This window comes from Sphingomonas japonica, assembly GCF_006346325.1.
Lineage (GTDB): Bacteria > Pseudomonadota > Alphaproteobacteria > Sphingomonadales > Sphingomonadaceae > Sphingomonas > Sphingomonas japonica.
In genome coordinates, this window is record NZ_VDYR01000001.1 from 1,580,555 (window position 1) to 1,597,060 (window position 16,506).

The window sequence follows — 16,506 nt, forward strand, 5'->3', positions numbered from 1 at the left end:
TCTTAGCTCTCCGCAAGGTCCTAAAGCCAGCCCATCCGCCCGCCATCTGTGACGACGTCCTCGCCGGTGATGAAGCGCGCCGCGTCCGACGCCAGGAACCACGCCAGTTCGGCGACATCCTCGGGCCGACCAATATCGGCTGGGTCGATCACTTCCTTGCCGGCTGCGATATTGGGGCTGGCGTGCAGCATCGCCGTGTCGATCGCGCCGGGCAGGATCGCGTTGCAGCGGATGCCGAGCGGCTTGCCCTCGATCGCGGTCGAGCGCGTGAGGCTGACCAGCGCCGCCTTCGACGCGGCATAGGATGCGACGTCGGGCGAAGTGCGCCGCGCATGTACCGAGGCGATGTTGACGATCGCGCCGCCCGGTCGCATCGCCGCCAGCGCGCGGCCCGACAGCAGCGCAGGGGCGACGAGGTTGACCGCCAGCAGCCGCTGCCAGTCGTCGGCGCGATGCTCGGCAAGCGGTTTGAAGATCATCATCCCGGCGACGTTGACGAGCATGTCGATCCGTCCCAGCCGATCGAGCGCAGCATCGAACGCGTCGGCCACCTGCGCGGCATCACTCAGGTCGGCCGGAAGTATCAGCGCATCGGATACCGGCTCGGGAAAATCACGGTCGATCAGCGCCAGCTGCACGCCGCCCGCGGCGAACCGGCGCGCGACGGCTCCGCCGATCCCGCCTGCGGCGCCGGTGATCAGCGCGACGCACTCGCTCACCATTCGCGCAGGCTCCCGTCGCGCCCGCGCCACACCGGATTGCGCCAGCGATGTGGGCTTGCCGCCGCCTCGCGCACGCGCGCCTCGTCGATGTCGATGCCCAGCCCCGGCCCGTCGAGCGCGGCGACCGACCCCTGCGTCACCGCCAATACTTCGGGGTTGGAGACATAGGTGAGCAGGTCGGCATCGGCCTGGTTGTAATGGATGCCGAGCGATATCTCCTGAATGACGAAATTGGGCGACACGGCGCTGACCTGAAGACACGCCGCCAGCGCCAGCGGGCCGAGCGGGCAATGCGGGGCGAACGCGACATCGTAGGTCTCGGCCATCGCGGCGATGCGGCGGCATTCGGAAATGCCGCCGGCATGGCTCAAGTCCGGCTGGGCGATGTCGATCGCCCCCAGTTCGAAGAAGCGCCGGAAATCCCAGCGGCTGTAGAGCCGCTCCCCGAGCGCGATCGGCACGCCGGTGCCTTGCGTGATCTGCGCGATCGCCTCGGGCTGCTCGCTCAGCAGCACTTCCTCGACGAACAGCGGGCGGTGCGGGGCGAGTGCGTGGACCAGCTGGCGCGCCATCGGACGATGCACGCGGCCGTGGAAATCGATGCCCACGTCGATGCCGGTCGCGCGAACCGTTTCGAGCCGCTCGACCGCGGCGTCGACCGCGGCCGGGCTGTCGAGCCAGTCCATGTCCTCGGTACCGTTCATCTTGACCGCATCGAAGCCCTGTTCGCGCCGAGCTGCGGCAGCTTCGGCGACGTCGCCCGGCCGGTCGCCGCCGATCCAGGCATAGACGCGCAGCCGGTCGCGCACGCGCCCGCCGAGCAGGTCGGCGACCGGCACGCCGAGCCGCCGGCCCTTGAGGTCCCACAGCGCCTGGTCGATCCCCGACAGCGCCGACATCAGTACCGGCCCGCCACGATAGAATCCCATGCGGTAGAGCAGCTGCCAGATATCCTCGATGCGTCCGGCGGGCAGCCCGGTGATGCGATCGCGCGCCGCCTCCATCGCGCCGGCGACGGCTTCGGCATGACCCTCGAGGCTTGCCTCGCCCCAGCCGACCGCGCCATCGTCGGTCTCGATCCGGACGAACAGCCAGCGAGGCGCCACGATGAAGGTTTCGAGGCGGGCGATCTTATCCATGCGGTTCCTCGCGCTTGGGGGCGGGTTGGGATGTCGGCGCGCGCGGGCGGACGAGAAAGCCCAGGCTTCCCAGCGTTCCGGTCTGGCGCATCCGATCGATGATGACCGCGACCAGCAGGATGCCGCCGCGCACGACATATTGGTAGAAGGTGGGGACGTTGAGCAGGTTGAGCGCGTTCTGCGCCGCGCCCATGATCAGCACGCCGATCACCACCCCTGCGATGGTCCCGACCCCGCCTGCCAGCGACACGCCGCCGAGCACGCAGGCCGAGATCACCGCGAGTTCGAGCCCGATGCTGGTGTTGGGCTGGCCGCTGGTGATGCGCGCGGCGAGGATGATCCCGGCAAGCCCGGCGACCAGGCCCTGCGCGACGAACACCAGGATGCGCACCCGCGTTACCGGCACGCCTGCCAGCCGCGCCGCTTCGGGATTGCCGCCGATGGCGAGGATGTTGCGCCCGAACACCGTACGGTTGAGGACGAAGCCGAACAGCGCGAAGCTGCACAGCATCACCCAGATCGGATAGTTGAGCCCGAGAAACGCGCCCGATCCCAGTTCGTAGAAGCGCTCTGCCGGGATCGCGACCGATTCCCCGCCCGACGCGAGGAAGGCCAGCCCGCGCACGATCTCCATCATCGCCAGCGTCACGATCAGCGAATTGACCTGCAGCCGGGCGACGACGACGCCGTTGACGAAGCCGACCGCCGCGCCCCCGAGCAGTCCCGCGACCACGCCAAGCAGCACGCTGCCGCTATTCGCGATCACCACTGCCGCCAGCACGCCCGACAAGGCCACCGTCGATCCGACCGACAGATCGACTTCACGCATCGCCAGTACCAGCATCATCGTCGCCGCGATCGTCCCGACCAGCGTAACCGACAGCAGCAGGCCGCGCAGGTTCCGGGGTCCGAGAAAATCGGGAACGAACAGCGACAGTGCGAAGACCAGGACGAGCAACGCGGCAAGCGGCGCGAGCCGGCGCAGGAGAGCGGACGAGGTCATAAAGCGTTCTCGATCGATCGTACGGGTTCGGGAAGCGCCAGCCGCAGCACACGGTCTGGCGACAAGTCGGCGCGCGCGACGACGCCGGAGATCGCACCGTCGCGCATGACGATGACGCGGTCGGCGAGACCCAGCACTTCGGCGAGGTCGCTCGACGCGAAGACGACGGTGCCGCCGCGCTCGGCAAAGCCGAACAGCTGGTCGTACAGTTCACTGCGCGCGCCGACGTCGATTCCGCGCGTCGGTTCGTCGAGCAGCAGGATATCGGACCCGGCGAACAGCCAGCGCGCCAGGATCGCCTTTTGCTGGTTGCCTCCCGACAGGCTGGCGATTGCGGTTTCGGCGCTGGCGGTTCGGATCCCAAGCTCGGCGATCTGCGCCGCCGCAGCTTCGCGTTCCGCGCGGGGGCTTGTCCATGCCGAACCGCTGCCAAGGTTGCGCCACGCGAGCGCGATATTTTCGCACACCGACGCGCGTGGGACGATCGCCTGGTCCTTGCGGTCCTCGGGCGCGAGTGCCAGCCCGGCGGCGATCGCGGCGCGCGGATCGCCCGGGGCGATGGCGTTCCCGTGTGCCGACACGGTCCCGGCGGTGGGATGCTCGGCGCCGAAGAGAAGGCGGAACAGCTCGGTCCGCCCCGCCCCCACCAGTCCGAACAGCCCGACGACCTCGCCGCGATGCACCGACAGCGTAGCCGGTGCCGATAGGCCCTTCCCCGTCAGGCCATCGACCCGAAGTGCGGCTCTGCCGGTCGTGCGCGGGCGATAACGATAGATATCGGCAACCTCGCGCCCGGCCATCGCGGTGATGAGCCGCGCCTCATCGGCCGGACCGACATTCGCAGCATCAAGCACATGCCGCCCGTCGCGCAGCACCGTCGCGGTGTCGGCGAGTGCGAACACTTCCTCCATGCGGTGGCTGACGTAAAGGATCGCGCAGCCCTGATCGCGCAGTTCGCGGATGATCGCCATCAGCCGCTCGGTCTCGCGCGTGCTCAGCGAACTGGTCGGCTCGTCGAAGGCGAGGATGCGCGCGTTGCGCAGCAAGGCGCGGCCGATCTCGATCATCTGGCGCTGGCCGATCGACAGGTCGCGCACGCGCGTCGCTGGATCGATCGCCTCGCCGAGCCGATCGAGCACGGCGCGTGCGCGATCGTGGAGCGCCCGGCGGTCGAGCAGTCCCCCGCGTACCGGCAACGCGCCGAGCATCAGGTTCTCCGCGACGCTCAGGTCGGGGGCGAGCTGCAGTTCCTGGTGAATGATCGCGACGCCCGCCGCCTGGCTGTCGCGCGGCGAGGCGAACTCGGCGGGGCGACCATCGATGGCGATGCCGCCCGAATCGGGGCGATATTCGCCGGCGAGAATCTTGAGCAGCGTCGATTTGCCCGCACCATTCTCGCCGATCAGCGCGCGGACCTCGCCTGCGCCGACGGCAAAATCGATGCGGTCGAGCGCCAGCACGCCGGGAAAGCGCTTGGTGACGCCGCGATATTCGATCAGCGCGGTCATGCCGCTTCCCGCGCGAGCACGGCGCGGAAATTGCCGCGATCGATCAGGATGCCGGGGGTCAGCGTTTCCGCCGGAGGGCGCAGGCCTTGCGTGATCCAGCGATACATCGCGGCGCTGGTATCATATCCGTGGCGCCGCGCGCTCAGCAGCACTGACGCGAGAAAACCGGTCGGGTGCGGGCGTTCGAGCTCGGCGATCGCCGCCTGCGACCCGCCGATGCCGACCCCGATCACCTGGCGGGCGCCCAGCCGCAATCCCTCGGCTGCGCGCACTCCGCCGACTACGGTCTCGTCGTTCAACCCCAGGATGATCCAGTTGGTAACGCCGCCCGAGCGAGTCAGCACCGGCGCCGCCGCAGTGAACGCGCCCTCGGTATCCGTCGTGCGCTGCGGCGCGTCGAAGATGCGCGCTTGCGGCACGCCGCCCGCGACCAGCGCGCGCACCGCACCCATCGTGCGGTCGCGCCCGGTCTCGAGACTGTCGTGCGCGATCCGCAGAACGCCAAGCGTGTCGAGACTCCAGCCGCGCCGCTTCGCCTCGGCCAGCGCCGCCTCCCCTGCGGTCGCACCGATCGCGACGGCGGAGATGCCGACATGCGGAATACTCGCGATCGGTGCCCCTCTGGGACCGGTCAGGCGATCGTCGACCGACAGGATCTTCATCCCGGTGCGCGCCCCGAAGCCGGCAATCGCCGGCCCAAGCCGCGGATCGGGCGCGCAGATCACCAGGCCTTGCGCATAACGGGCGTAGAGCGTGCCCAACGCCGCCAGCACGCGGTCGCCATCCTCGCCACCGATCCGCAGCAAATCGAAACCGAGCGCGTGCGCCGCGCGTCCGGCGAACGCCCATTCGTCCTGGAACCACTGCACTTCGGGCATTTTCACGACGAAGCCGATGCGGATGCCGTCGGCGGCGCCCGCGCAGCCGCCGAGCATGGCAATGCTGGAGAGCGACGTGCCGATCAGCACGCCCCGCCGCGTCACGCCCATTCGAGAATCCTCCCCTTTCTTGATCGCCATCATGCGGGATCGATCGACATTCGTCAATTTATATCATATTTATTATCGGATAGAAGATGCTGGAGGCGGGTGATCGTACGGGCTACCGTCGCAGCGCCCGGCCGGGTAGGACAGACGCGATGGATGTTGCAACCAAGGCGACGCGCCCGACGCCCCCCGACGACGGCCGCAACCTGACCGGGCGGATCGTCGAGGATCTCGGCCGCTCGATCGTGACCGAGACATTTCGGCCCGGCGTCGCTTTTCCGACCGAGGCCGAGCTGTGCCTGCGCTATCAGGCCAGCCGTCCGGTGGTGCGCGAAGCCGTCAAGATGCTGACCGCCAAGGGCCTGCTGCTCGCCCGCAAGCGTGCCGGGACGGTGGTGCAGCCCGAGGACAGCTGGAACCTGTTCGATCCCGACGTACTCAGCTGGATGCTGCAACGCGATTTCTCTATCGACCTGCTGATCGACTTTACCGAGATCCGTATGTCGATCGAGCCGCGCGCCGCCACCCTCGCCGCACACAGCGCCGACGGGCCGCAGCGCCGCGCGATCCTCGAGGCGATCGATCGCATGGTCGAGGCCGAACATGCCGATACCGATGCGCTCGACGCCGACATCGCGTTCCATATCGCCGTGCTCAATGCCAGCAACAACCGCTTCATGCGGCAGTTCACCGACCTGATCGAAACGACGCTGCGCTACTCGATCCGGCGAACCAACGAATATAAGGGCGTGTCGCGGGCGAGCGCGCGCGATCACAAGAAAGTCGCCGACGCGATTATCGGCGGCAATGCCGACGGCGCGGCGACGACGATGCGCGACCTGATCCAGGGCGCGCTCGAACTGTTGCTCGCTGCCGGTCGCCACCCGCCGCGGCCCTAAAGCTCAAGGCTCGCCGCAGCGCGTCGTCGGCTCGGGAACGTGTGCGACGGGTATCGATGCGGGGCGCTTCTCGCCCGGACGATAGCTCGGCAGCTTCGCGACTTCGGCGGCATCGAGCAGCACCGGGCGCATCTGTCCGGCAGCGTACAGCGCGGCCTGGTCATCGAAATGCGGCGAGGCCGGGTCGCCGCTCTCGCCGCCTGCCGACACCGCCCAGGCGCGGGTCTTGGCGCCGAACTCGACCACGGCGACGAAGCTGTTGCCGCTGGTGCCATAGGCGCAGCGCTGCCCCTGCGGCCACTCTACCCCGAACGCGGCGAGCGAGCCGAAATTGCCCGAGGTGAAGCCGACCGGAAAGCTGGGCCGGCCGTCGTCGAACCGCGGTGCGATCGCCCCGTCCAACCGCTGGAAGCGATTGACCCGTCCCCAGGCGACGCGCCACCCGCCCCAGTCGCGCTGTATCCGCGCGAGCGCGGTATCGAGCGCGTCGAGCCGCGCCGCATCGGTGGTGCGCTCGTCCCAATATTGGAACAGCGGCATCGATGCCGCCGCCGCCTTCGGCCCTTCCTGCTCCCACAATGCCTCGCCCCACATCACCGCCAGCGTGGTCGCCTCCGAAGTCGTCGACCAGCGCTTGTCCCAGCTATCGAGCATCGCGACCGGGCCGGCCAGCCGCGCGCGGCGCGGATCGGCGGCGGGCAGCGCATCGAACCCGCGCTTGAGCCATGGCACCTGCGTTTCGAACAGCGGCAGCGCCGGATCATAGGCGAGGCGCTGCAACCCGCCGGGCGTCAGCGCGTCGTCGGCGGCGAGCATCCGCGTCGCGTGGATACCGCGCGGATTTTCCCCCTCCTGATCCATGTAGCGCGGATAGGCGCTGGCATTTGGGCTGGAGCGGCCAGCTACCGACCACGGCCAGTTGTTCGAATTGGCGACCCAGCCCGATGCCGGCCGCACGACGCTTGGCAGCGTGTTCAGCGGATGCAGTCCCTTCCAGTCGGTCGCCGGATCGCTGCCGTCGACCGGCTTGCGATAGTCGAAGCGGTCGTCGCGCACCGGCACGAACTGCGGATGCAGATAGCCAATCGATCCATCGGCGGCGGCGACAATGGTGTTGTTCGAGGAGTTGGCCTTGCGATCCGATATGTCGACGAACGCATCGATCGTCGCCGCCTTGGTACGCAGGAACGATTGCTCGAGCGCGGCACGCGGCGAATCGAGCATCGCCACCGCGATCAGCTTGCCGCCCTCGCGCCGGATGATCGGCCCGTGATGCGTCGCCAGCGTCGTGAAGCTGCGCTGAGCCAGCGAACCGTCGGATTGCCGCACGCGCACCACGATCGGGCGCTCCTCGACGCCGCGCCATTCGCTGCCATAGCGATATTCGAGCCGACCGCCGCGGTGTGCCACCGTCTCTGTGAACTCGTCGATATTGTCGACGCCGCTCGACGTGTGCATCCAGCCGAGCCGCGGATTGAACCCCTGATAGACGAAGAACTGCCCCCAGGTCGATGCGCCATAGACGTCGAGGCCGGCGTCGCTCGTCACCTGCGCTTCGGAGCGGAAATAGAAGGACGTGTGCGGGTTGATCAGCAGCAGCGCCTTGCCGTCGCGGGTGCGCGGCGCAGCGATGGCGATGCCGTTCGACCCCTGCGGCTCGCGCATCCGCCAGCGATCGGCCGACGCGACCTGCACGCGGCCATCACCGTACAACTCCGCTAGCGCCCTGAGGTCGATGCCGCGTTCGATATCGCCGCCGATGCTGCCTTCGGAGAAGGCCAGCGCCATCCACGGCTCGAACCGTGTCAGCACGCGGGGGCGCACGTCGCGGTGCGTCGCCAGATAGTGGTTCAGGCCGCCTGCCCATGCGTCCATCAGCGTGCGCAGCCACGGCGGCGATGCGGCATAGTCGCGGCGCAGATCGGCTTCGTCGATATACAGCCGCTGGCGCACGTCCTGCCACAAAGCGGTCTCGCCCTCGGCCTCGGCCAGCCGCCCCAGCGCGACCAGATAGTTGCGTTCGATCCGGGGAAAATCGTCCTCCGCCTGGGCATAGATCATCCCGAACACCGCATCGGCGTCGCTCTGCCCGTGGACATGTGCGATGCCGCGTGCGTCGCGTGCGATCGTCACGCGCGCGGCATGGTCGGGGGTTTGCGGAGCGGCGGCGAGCGGCGGCGCGACCGCGCCCAGCAGCACGATCACGGCACCGGCATTGCTTCGAAACCCCATCGCACGCTCCCCTTCCAGCTTGCCACCCGTTTAAGTCATATATATTCGATCGCGCAACGCCAGGATTGGAGAAAGCCATGCGCGTCGTTCATCGCCCGATCGCCATTCCCGACTTCGGGGTGATCGATCCGCCGCCCGCACTGAACGCGAGCATCTATCGCGAGCGTTGTCGCCGTGCGTTCGCCGCGGCGCAAGCCGATTGGCTGATAGTCTATGCCGATCGCGAGCATTTCGCGAACATCCTGTTCCTGTCGGGATTCGAACCGCGGTTCGAAGAGGCGTTGCTGCTGCTCGGCAAGGACGATCGCACCATTCTGATCACCGGCAACGAATGCGTGCCCTACGCAGACGTCTCGCCGCTGCCGGAACTCGAGGTGTGGCTGGCGCAGACGATGAGCCTGCTCGGCCAGGATCGCAGCCAGGCGCCGCGCCTGACCGACGTGCTGCGCGACTGCGGCATTTCGGGAAGCGACAGTGTCGCGCTGGTCGGCTGGAAATATCTCGGCGCCGATGAATGGGAGGAAGGCCCGGCGCCGTCGTTCGTCCCCGCCGCCTATGTCGCCGCGCTCGATCGGGTGGCAGGCAGCGTCATCGACCGCAGCGACATCCTGCTCCATCCCGAGACCGGGCAGCGCTCGATCATCGACGCCGACCAGATCGCAGTGTTCGAAGCCGCCGCCGCGCGCGGCTCTGAAATGGTCTGGGCGATCGTGACGGGCACGCAGCCGGGCGAGCGCGAGAGCGATGCCGCCGCACGGTTCGGCTATCGCGGCATGCCGTTCAACGTCCACACCATGCTGACCAGCGGCGGCCCGCGCGAAGGCAGCGTCAACGGCCTGAAAAGTCCGGGACAGCGCCGCATCGCCAGGGGCGACGGCATTTCCACCGCGGTGGGACTATGCGGCGGGCTGACCGCGCGCGCCGGACTGGTGACCGACGAGGATGCCGAATTCGTCACCGTCGCCAGCGGCTATTTCGCCGCGATCGCTCAATGGTATGCGGCCGCCGATATCGATGTTCCGGGCGGCGAGATCCACGATCGCGTCACCGGCCATCTCGCCGACGCCGGGCTGCGCTCGCTGCTCAATCCCGGCCATCTGACCGGACATGAGGAATGGTCGCACACGCCAATCCGGCCCGGTTCCTCCGATCGTATCCGATCGGGAATGCATATGCAGGTCGACATCATCCCGACGCCGATGCGCGACGGCTGGGCGCTCAATTGCGAAGACAGCGTGGTGTTCGCCGACGCCGCATTGCGCAGCGAGCTTGCCGAGCGGCATCCGCAGATGTGGGGCCGGATGCAGGCGCGCCGCAGCTTCATGCGCGATACGCTGGGGATCGCCGTGTCCGAATCGGTATTGCCGCTGTCGTCGGTGCCGGCATGCCTCGCGCCGCTGTGGCTGAGGAGCGATTGCCTGCTGGCGGTGGAATAAGCGCTACTCCAGCCCCCGCTCCGTTCGTTTCGAGCGGAGCTTTGGCTCGGCGGTACCCGCCACCCTACACGCCGCCGGCGACCACCTCGCGTCCCTGCCCTTCCAGCGCCTTCGTCACCGCGGCGACGCACGCATCGGCCTTGTCCGGATCGGTCGAGCGCACCACGAAGTTCGCGCCGACCTTGCCGTCACGAAAGAACGGATAGCTGCCGATCGATACGCCCTCCTGCGCGCGTTCGGCATCGCGCAGCAGGTCGGCGACCTCGCTTTCGGCGACCCAGCAGCCGATCGTGCGGCTGACTACCGGCAACCCGCCCTCGAGCGTACCGGTCAGCGCGTCGAGCATGCCGGCGGTGATGTGCGGAACCCCCGCCAGAATGAACAGATTGCCGATGCGGATGCCCGGCGCACCCGACAGGCGATTCTCGATCAGGTCGGCGCCTGCAGGCACCCGCGCCATGCGCAGCCGCGCCTCGGTCAGCCCGCCGCGCGTCTCGTAGTGGCGTTCGAGGATGGCGCGCGCCTGCGGATGCACCACGACCTCGACACCAAGCGCCGCGGCGATCGCATCGACGGTGATGTCGTCATGCGTCGGCCCGATCCCGCCCGTGGTGAAGCAATAGTCGTTGCGCGCCCGCAGCGCGTCCACCGCCTCGACGATCGCCTCCTGCCGGTCGGCCACCACCCGCACTTCGGCGAGGCGGATGCCCTGGACGTTGAGCCAGCTCGCGAGCTGCGCGACATTCTTGTCCTGCGTGCGCCCGGACAGGATTTCGTCGCCGATGACGACAAGCGCGGCGGTCCAGATGCGATCGGTCATGCCTGCTGCGATAGCCCAAGGCACGGCCCTCGCAAAGCCGCCCTTCGCACGTTATATCGGCCATCATGACCGATTATGTGACCGTGACTTCCGACGCGCCGACCACTCGCACCGGCGCAATCAAGCTGCATCCGCGCGCCGATTTCGAGGGTATGCATCGCGCGGGCAGGCTGGCGGCCGAAGTGCTCGACGCGCTGGTCCCACATGTCGTCCCCGGCGTGACCACCGGCGAGCTCGACGCGATCGCATTCGGCGTGATGCAGTCGGCAGGCGCGGTTCCGGCGACGCTCGGCTATCGCGGCTATACCCACGCCAGCTGCATCTCGATCAACCATGTCGTGTGCCACGGTATCCCGTCCGAGCGCACGCTTAAGGACGGCGACATCGTCAATATCGACGTGACCCCGTTGCTCGACGGCTGGCACGGCGATTCGAGCCGGATGTATCTGGTCGGCGATGTCAGCATCAAGGCGCGGCGGCTGGTCGACGTCACGTATGAATGCCTGATGCTCGGCATCGAACAGGCGCGGCCGGGCAACACGATGGGCGACGTCGCGCATGCGATCCAGCGCCATGCCGAGAAGCATCGCTATGGCGTGGTCCGCGATTTCTGCGGGCATGGCCTGGGGCGGCTGTTTCACGACGCGCCCGAAGTCGTGCATGTCGGCAAGCCGGGCACCGGCCCCGAGCTCAAGCCCGGCATGTTCTTCACGATCGAACCGATGGTCAATATCGGGCGGCCCGACGTCAAGCTGCTCGACGATGGCTGGACGGCGGTGACGCGCGACCGGTCGCTGTCGGCGCAGTTCGAGCATTCGGTGGGGATCACCGAGGATGGCTGCGAGATTTTCACGCTCAGTCCCGGCGGGTTCGATCGGCCCCCTTACGCCGCCTGACCGCCGGGATACGAGGGGGCTTCCGCTGCGCCTGATTGGCGCTACCATCGCGACCGGGAAGAAGAGGGTCGCGTATCATGGGGTATCAATTTTTCATCCTGCCCGTGCTGGCAGTGCTGGCTGTCGGCTGCGCCAAACAGCCGGGCCCGCTACCGATCGAAAGCGCCAGCGGCGTCGACAGCCCCGCCCCCGACTGGCGCAGCGTCGCGACGCAGACCGACCGCGACCGCTTGCGACGCTGGCGCGATGCCTGGATGACGGCGCTGCCCGCCGCGCGTTCCGCGAACAGCGGTGCAGTCGCCCGCGAGGGTGCGCTTTTCCAGCCAGACAACGCGTTGCCCGGCGCGATGCCGCCCGCCGGCGACTATCGCTGCCGCGTGTTCAAGCTAGGCGGCGCAGGCACGGCGATGCGCGATTTCACCGCCTATCCGTATTTCGATTGCCGCGTCGATGACGAGGGCGACGTCAAGAGCTTCTACAAGCTGACCGGGTCGCAACGGCCGATCGGGCATCTGTTCAGCGACGGCGGATCGCGCGCGGTGTTCCTCGGCACGCTGATGCTCGGCGACGAACAGACCGCGCTCGAATATGGCCGCGACGACCAGCGCGACATGGCGGGCTTCGTCGAGCGCGTCGGCGAGCGGCGCTGGCGCATGGCGCTGCCCTGGCCCAAGTTCGAATCCCAGCTCGACGTGGTGGAGCTGGTGCCGGCGGCATGATCAACGCCGCCCTGCTAGCCTCCGCGCTCCTGATCGCCACTCCGGCCAGCGCCGACCCGGTGCGCGATGCTACGGTTGCGAGGTTGCCCGAGCTGATCGAGCTGTACCGTCATCTCCATGCACACCCCGAGCTTAGCGGCGCCGAAGTCGAGACCGCCAAGCGGATGGCCAGCGAAGCCAGGACATTGGGATTCTCGATCACCGAAAAGGTCGGCGGCACCGGCGTCGTCGCGGTGCTGGAGAACGGCCCGGGGCCCGTCCTGCTGATCCGCGCCGACATGGATGCGCTGCCGGTGACCGAGGACACGGGGCTGCCGTTCGCTTCCAAAGTCCGCGCGACGACCGAGGAGGGGATCGAAAGCGGGGTGATGCACGCCTGCGGTCACGACACCCATATGGCGAGCTGGGTGGGGACGCTCGCCAACCTTGCGGCGATGAAAGACCGCTGGTCAGGGACGATCGTGGCGATCGCGCAGCCCGCCGAGGAACGCGGCAAGGGCGCCAAGGCGATGCTCGACGACGGCCTCTACTCGCGCTTCCCCAAGCCCACGCACGCCCTCGCCTTTCACGACAGCGCCGGGCTGCCGGCTGGGACGATCGGGGTGCATGCCGGCTACACGCTGGCCAACGTCGATTCGGTCGATATCGTCGTGCGCGGCGTCGGCGGGCACGGCGCGTATCCGGCGACCACCAAGGATCCGGTAGTGCTGGGCGCCAGGATCGTTATGGCGCTGCAGACGCTGGTTTCGCGTGAGGTCGATCCGCAATCGCCAGCGGTCGTCACCGTCGGCAGCTTTCGCGCCGGATCGAAGCACAATATCATCGCCGACGAGGCTGTGCTGCTGCTGACCGTGCGCAGCTATACCGACGCGGTGCGCAAGCAGTTGCTCGACGGCATCGCCCGGATCGCGCGCGGCGAGGCGATCGCGGCCGGCATTCCCGAAGACCGCATGCCGGTAGTGACCGTCAAGGACGAGTTCACGCCATCGACGTACAACACGCCGCAGCTGAGCGAGACGATGCGGGCGGTGTTCGCTGCGCGCTTCGGCGACGCGCGCGTGGTCGATCCGGGGGCGGTGATGGGCGGCGAGGATTTCGGCCGCTTCCATCTTGCCGACCCGTCGATCGAGAGCCTGATGCTGTGGGTCGGCGGCGTGCCGCAAGCCAAGTGGCAGACTGCACAGAAAGACGGCTCAGCGCTGCCGTCGCTGCATAGTGCGAAGTGGGCCCCCGACGCCGAAACGGTGGTTGCCACAGCTACCGAGGCGATGACCGCCGCAGCGCTCGAGGTCCTGAAACGATAGAGGCGGCGAGGTCACCCCTGCGACGTGCCGGGGTGACGATCCGCGTCAAGCGTCCTGCTGACGTTCGCTTTCCTCGTGATAGCCCGAGGAGGGGTGCGGCTCGTCGCCACCCGGGCGCGTGTTCGACGGCGGATCGGATGCATCCATCGATTCGTCGAGCGCGCGGTCGAGCACCGCGTCCTCGTCGTCCGGATCGCGCTCCACTCGCTTCTCGATCCTGCGATCGGTACCGGCGTCGCCTGCGGGATCGGGCGGGGCCACGGAAAGGCTGTCCATCGCCCTGTCGTCGATTGGGTTGGTGTCGGTCATGGCAAAACTCCTCATCCGCGATCAACGGGCGATCGCGTGCGCCGTTCCCAAACGAAAAAGGGCCCGGCGATCAGACGCCGGGCCCTTCGATCTCGGGATTGCGAGACGCGATCAGTCGCGGCTGCCGAGGAACGACAGCAGGAACTGAAACATGTTGACGAAGTCGAGATACAGCGACAACGCGCCCATGATCACGGCCTTGCCCATCATGTCGGTACCGGCGACGTGGCTGTACATCAGCTTGATCCGCTGCGTGTCATAGGCGGTTAGCCCCGCGAACAGCAGCACGCCAATCGCGCTGATCACCAGGCTCATCGTTCCCGACTGGAACCACAGGTTGAGCAGGCTGGCGACGATGATACCGACCAGGCCCATGATCAGGAAGGTGCCGAACGCCTGCAGGTTGCGCTTGGTGGTGTAGCCATAGAGCGACAGCGACAGGAACGCTGCGGCGGTCGCGAAGAAGGTGATCGCGATCGACGACCCGGTATAGACCAGGAAGATCGTCGACATCGACAGGCCCATCACACCGGCAAAAGCCCAGAAGATCATCTGCGCCGCGCCGGTCGACAGGCGGTTGATGCCAAAGCTCAGCACCATAACGAACGCCAGCGGCGACAGCATGATGATGTATTTGAGGATGCCGCCGCTCATGAACACGGCCGCGGCCGGCGACGAGGTGCCGCCCATCGAGAACAGCAGCGCAACGATGCCCGTCAGCAGCACGCCCGACGCCATATAGTTGTAGACAGAAAGCATGTAGGACCGGAGCCCCGCGTCATACGCGACCGAGCGCGTATCGGCGCCCGTCGCAAAGGGCGCGGCGGTCGTCCGGGGGTCTGACCAGTTAGCCATCGAAAACTCCTTTGCCCGGCACTTCGCCGGATAGGCCGAATATCGCCCCTGCCCCCCGGTTTTTCAAGCGAAACCGGTGGGCAGTCTTTGTAACAAAGGGTAACGCGGCATTGACATGCATCGCCTGTTCGTCGCGCTTCGGCCTCCGCCCGACATCCGCGCCCGCCTGATCGCGGCAATGGGCGACGTGCCCGGCGCGCGCTGGCAGGACGACGAGCAGCTTCACATCACGCTGCGCTTCGTCGGCGAAGTCGATGCGCGGACAGCCGACGATATAACGGTTGCGCTGGCGGCAGTTCGGTTTCCGAAAATCGTCGTCGCGCTTAATGGCGTCGGCACCTTTACCAAGCGCAGCCGCGTCAACGCGATCTGGGCAGGCGTGGCGCCGCACGACGCGCTGGCGGCGCTGCACCGCAAGATCGATCATGCGATCGTGCGAGCCGGCCAGCCGCCCGAGCGGCGCGCCTACCTCCCGCACATCACGCTCGCCCGGCTCGGCGCGAGCGCAGGACCGAGCGAGCGCTTCGTCGCCGAGCACACTGCGATGACCAGCGCGCCGTTCGCGCTCGAACATTTCACGCTGTTCGAAAGCCATCTTGGCAGCGACGGCGCACGATATGTCCCGATCGAGCGCTATCCGCTGGGTTGAGCCGCATCCGCGCGCTCGGGCACGCGCCACAGATAGATCTTGCCGAGCAGCGACCCGCCGATCACCGCCTCGGGCTCCCATCCGTCGATATCGTGATAATAGCCGACGACGCGCGATCCCGGCGCCAATTCCGCGCGCAGCTTGGGCGCGAGCCGGTCGTTGATCGATGGCCACAGGAACAGCGTGACGACGCTGACACCGGACAGGTCGGCGTTGAAGATGTCGCCCTCTTCGAAGGTCACTCGATCGGCGACCCCGGCGGCGGCGGCATTGGCGCGTGCGACCGCGACCAGCCGGGGTTCGAGTTCGATACCGCGCCCGCGCGCGCCGTAGCGGCGCGCCGCGGCGATCGGCACGCGGCCGTCGCCCGAGCCGAGATCGAGCACGGTGTCCGCCGCCGTCACCTTGGCAAGGTCGAGCATCTTGACGACGACGCCCTCCGGCGTCGGCTGGTAGCCGATATCGGGCTTGCGTTCGGGCCGCGCGGACGCATCGGCGCCGGGCGGAAGCGCCGGCAGCGGCCAGGCGCAATTTGCGAGCAACAGCGCGCACGCCAGTATCGCCATGTGTCGCATCCGCAATCCCCAGCCGCCAATGGATCACAATACCCGCCGATATGGCGCCGTCCCGATCCGTGGATCGAGGATGAGCGATTTCACAAGGCGTTGAAAGACCCGAGCTACGGAATCAAAAAAGGGGACCGACATTGCTGTCGGTCCCCGTGTCGCCAGCTCCCGGTCGCGCACATCCTTGCGGATCATCGCGCCCTGGTGTCGGCGGCAGCACCCGGGTCGCACCGGCGAGGGCGACGATCCGAATGTTCGGTCACCGGGATGGACGGCTCGGCGCGGTGACGCGCGGCGCATTCCATCCTCGGCGGCCAGCAGTTCCGGGCAAGCCCTTCGCTGCCTTGTGGCCGCGACGCGAATCCGGTCTTCCGAAGAAAAGCGCATTCCGCCCGATCGGCCACCCGATACACGCCGAAGCGCCGATCGGTCTGGGCTCCGTCCCTGCTCCACCATCCCGCCA

16 protein-coding genes are annotated in these 16,506 nt (G+C 67.8%); 6 read left to right on the forward strand and 10 right to left on the reverse strand.

Translation table 11 applies throughout. The features are described 5' to 3' along the window. Positions 1-20: 20 nt before the first annotated feature. The 5 genes from FHY50_RS07825 to FHY50_RS07845 are packed head-to-tail and all read right to left on the reverse strand — an operon-like array spanning position 21 to position 5,394. Complete coding sequence (locus FHY50_RS07825; RefSeq protein ID WP_140047925.1) at positions 21-722, reverse strand: SDR family NAD(P)-dependent oxidoreductase; 702 nt, start codon at positions 720-722, stop codon at positions 21-23. Next, positions 716-1,861, reverse strand: coding sequence for a galactonate dehydratase (dgoD, locus tag FHY50_RS07830; RefSeq protein WP_140047926.1), 1,146 nt, complete (start codon positions 1,859-1,861; stop codon positions 716-718). The genes FHY50_RS07825 and dgoD overlap by 7 nt, the downstream gene beginning before the upstream one ends. Then, a complete protein-coding gene (araH, locus tag FHY50_RS07835) occupies positions 1,854-2,864 on the reverse strand; it encodes an L-arabinose ABC transporter permease AraH (RefSeq protein WP_140047927.1) in 1,011 nt (336 codons plus the stop codon). The genes dgoD and araH overlap by 8 nt, the downstream gene beginning before the upstream one ends. Further along, complete coding sequence (locus FHY50_RS07840) at positions 2,861-4,372, reverse strand: sugar ABC transporter ATP-binding protein (RefSeq protein ID WP_140047928.1); 1,512 nt, start codon at positions 4,370-4,372, stop codon at positions 2,861-2,863. Before FHY50_RS07840 ends, araH begins: the two co-directional genes overlap by 4 nt. Then, the gene (locus FHY50_RS07845; protein ID WP_244935312.1) at positions 4,369-5,394 is read right to left on the reverse strand and encodes a type 1 periplasmic-binding domain-containing protein; all 1,026 of its coding nucleotides are present in this window, start codon (positions 5,392-5,394) and stop codon (positions 4,369-4,371) included. The genes FHY50_RS07840 and FHY50_RS07845 overlap by 4 nt, the downstream gene beginning before the upstream one ends. Positions 5,395-5,510: 116 nt before the next feature. On the opposite strand from FHY50_RS07845, the gene FHY50_RS07850 reads away from it, so the two are divergent. Continuing rightward, positions 5,511-6,257 (forward strand): FadR/GntR family transcriptional regulator, encoded by a 747-nt coding sequence (locus FHY50_RS07850; protein WP_140047929.1) that lies wholly within the window; start codon positions 5,511-5,513, stop codon positions 6,255-6,257. Between the two features lie 3 nt (positions 6,258-6,260). Here the strand turns inward: FHY50_RS07850 and FHY50_RS07855 are convergent, their stop codons facing one another. Further along, entirely contained in the window at positions 6,261-8,489 is a 2,229-nt protein-coding gene (locus FHY50_RS07855; protein ID WP_140047930.1) for a penicillin acylase family protein, read from the reverse strand. Between the two features lie 77 nt (positions 8,490-8,566). Between FHY50_RS07855 and FHY50_RS07860 the strand changes: the two genes are divergently transcribed. Continuing rightward, positions 8,567-9,925, forward strand: a complete 1,359-nt coding sequence (locus tag FHY50_RS07860) for a M24 family metallopeptidase (protein ID WP_140047931.1) — start codon at positions 8,567-8,569, stop codon at positions 9,923-9,925. 64 nt (positions 9,926-9,989) lie between these two features. Here the strand turns inward: FHY50_RS07860 and FHY50_RS07865 are convergent, their stop codons facing one another. After that, on the reverse strand, positions 9,990-10,745 hold the full coding sequence (locus FHY50_RS07865) for a competence/damage-inducible protein A (RefSeq protein ID WP_140047932.1): 756 nt from the start codon (positions 10,743-10,745) through the stop codon (positions 9,990-9,992). A 65-nt stretch (positions 10,746-10,810) separates the two neighbouring features. Here FHY50_RS07865 and map point away from each other — a divergent pair, with 65 nt between their 5' ends. From map to FHY50_RS07880, 3 genes are all read left to right on the forward strand, one after another. Continuing rightward, positions 10,811-11,641 (forward strand): type I methionyl aminopeptidase, encoded by an 831-nt coding sequence (gene map, locus FHY50_RS07870; RefSeq protein ID WP_140047933.1) that lies wholly within the window; start codon positions 10,811-10,813, stop codon positions 11,639-11,641. A gap of 77 nt (positions 11,642-11,718) precedes the next feature. After that, a complete protein-coding gene (locus tag FHY50_RS07875) occupies positions 11,719-12,360 on the forward strand; it encodes a DUF4893 domain-containing protein (protein ID WP_180345098.1) in 642 nt (213 codons plus the stop codon). After that, positions 12,357-13,664, forward strand: a complete 1,308-nt coding sequence (locus FHY50_RS07880) for an amidohydrolase (protein WP_140047934.1) — start codon at positions 12,357-12,359, stop codon at positions 13,662-13,664. Before FHY50_RS07875 ends, FHY50_RS07880 begins: the two co-directional genes overlap by 4 nt. 45 nt (positions 13,665-13,709) lie before the next feature. On the opposite strand, the gene FHY50_RS07885 is transcribed toward FHY50_RS07880, so the two are convergent. Both FHY50_RS07885 and FHY50_RS07890 read right to left on the reverse strand, forming a co-directional pair. Next, on the reverse strand, positions 13,710-13,973 hold the full coding sequence (locus FHY50_RS07885; protein WP_140047935.1) for a hypothetical protein: 264 nt from the start codon (positions 13,971-13,973) through the stop codon (positions 13,710-13,712). A gap of 111 nt (positions 13,974-14,084) precedes the next feature. After that, entirely contained in the window at positions 14,085-14,828 is a 744-nt protein-coding gene (locus FHY50_RS07890; protein ID WP_140047936.1) for a Bax inhibitor-1/YccA family protein, read from the reverse strand. 115 nt (positions 14,829-14,943) lie between these two features. Here FHY50_RS07890 and thpR point away from each other — a divergent pair, with 115 nt between their 5' ends. Further along, positions 14,944-15,477 (forward strand): RNA 2',3'-cyclic phosphodiesterase, encoded by a 534-nt coding sequence (thpR, locus tag FHY50_RS07895; RefSeq protein WP_140047937.1) that lies wholly within the window; start codon positions 14,944-14,946, stop codon positions 15,475-15,477. Here thpR and FHY50_RS07900 read toward each other — a convergent pair. Next, positions 15,462-16,043 (reverse strand): SAM-dependent methyltransferase, encoded by a 582-nt coding sequence (locus FHY50_RS07900; RefSeq protein WP_208402816.1) that lies wholly within the window; start codon positions 16,041-16,043, stop codon positions 15,462-15,464. The two genes, thpR and FHY50_RS07900, sit on opposite strands and share 16 nt — an antisense overlap. Positions 16,044-16,506: the final 463 nt, after the last annotated feature.

Bases quoted from the DNA above. Each gene is read 5' to 3' on its own strand.
- FHY50_RS07825 (WP_140047925.1), bottom strand. From the start codon at position 722: ATGGTGAGCGAGTGCGTCGCGCTGATCACCGGCGCCGCAGGCGGGATC.
- dgoD (WP_140047926.1), bottom strand. From the start codon at position 1,861: ATGGATAAGATCGCCCGCCTCGAAACCTTCATCGTGGCGCCTCGCTGG.
- araH (WP_140047927.1), bottom strand. From the start codon at position 2,864: ATGACCTCGTCCGCTCTCCTGCGCCGGCTCGCGCCGCTTGCCGCGTTG.
- FHY50_RS07840 (WP_140047928.1), bottom strand. From the start codon at position 4,372: ATGACCGCGCTGATCGAATATCGCGGCGTCACCAAGCGCTTTCCCGGC.
- FHY50_RS07845 (WP_244935312.1), bottom strand. From the start codon at position 5,394: ATGATGGCGATCAAGAAAGGGGAGGATTCTCGAATGGGCGTGACGCGG.
- FHY50_RS07850 (WP_140047929.1), top strand. From the start codon at position 5,511: ATGGATGTTGCAACCAAGGCGACGCGCCCGACGCCCCCCGACGACGGC.
- FHY50_RS07855 (WP_140047930.1), bottom strand. From the start codon at position 8,489: ATGGGGTTTCGAAGCAATGCCGGTGCCGTGATCGTGCTGCTGGGCGCG.
- FHY50_RS07860 (WP_140047931.1), top strand. From the start codon at position 8,567: ATGCGCGTCGTTCATCGCCCGATCGCCATTCCCGACTTCGGGGTGATC.
- FHY50_RS07865 (WP_140047932.1), bottom strand. From the start codon at position 10,745: ATGACCGATCGCATCTGGACCGCCGCGCTTGTCGTCATCGGCGACGAA.
- map (WP_140047933.1), top strand. From the start codon at position 10,811: ATGACCGATTATGTGACCGTGACTTCCGACGCGCCGACCACTCGCACC.
- FHY50_RS07875 (WP_180345098.1), top strand. From the start codon at position 11,719: ATGGGGTATCAATTTTTCATCCTGCCCGTGCTGGCAGTGCTGGCTGTC.
- FHY50_RS07880 (WP_140047934.1), top strand. From the start codon at position 12,357: ATGATCAACGCCGCCCTGCTAGCCTCCGCGCTCCTGATCGCCACTCCG.
- FHY50_RS07885 (WP_140047935.1), bottom strand. From the start codon at position 13,973: ATGACCGACACCAACCCAATCGACGACAGGGCGATGGACAGCCTTTCC.
- FHY50_RS07890 (WP_140047936.1), bottom strand. From the start codon at position 14,828: ATGGCTAACTGGTCAGACCCCCGGACGACCGCCGCGCCCTTTGCGACG.
- thpR (WP_140047937.1), top strand. From the start codon at position 14,944: ATGCATCGCCTGTTCGTCGCGCTTCGGCCTCCGCCCGACATCCGCGCC.
- FHY50_RS07900 (WP_208402816.1), bottom strand. From the start codon at position 16,043: ATGGCGATACTGGCGTGCGCGCTGTTGCTCGCAAATTGCGCCTGGCCG.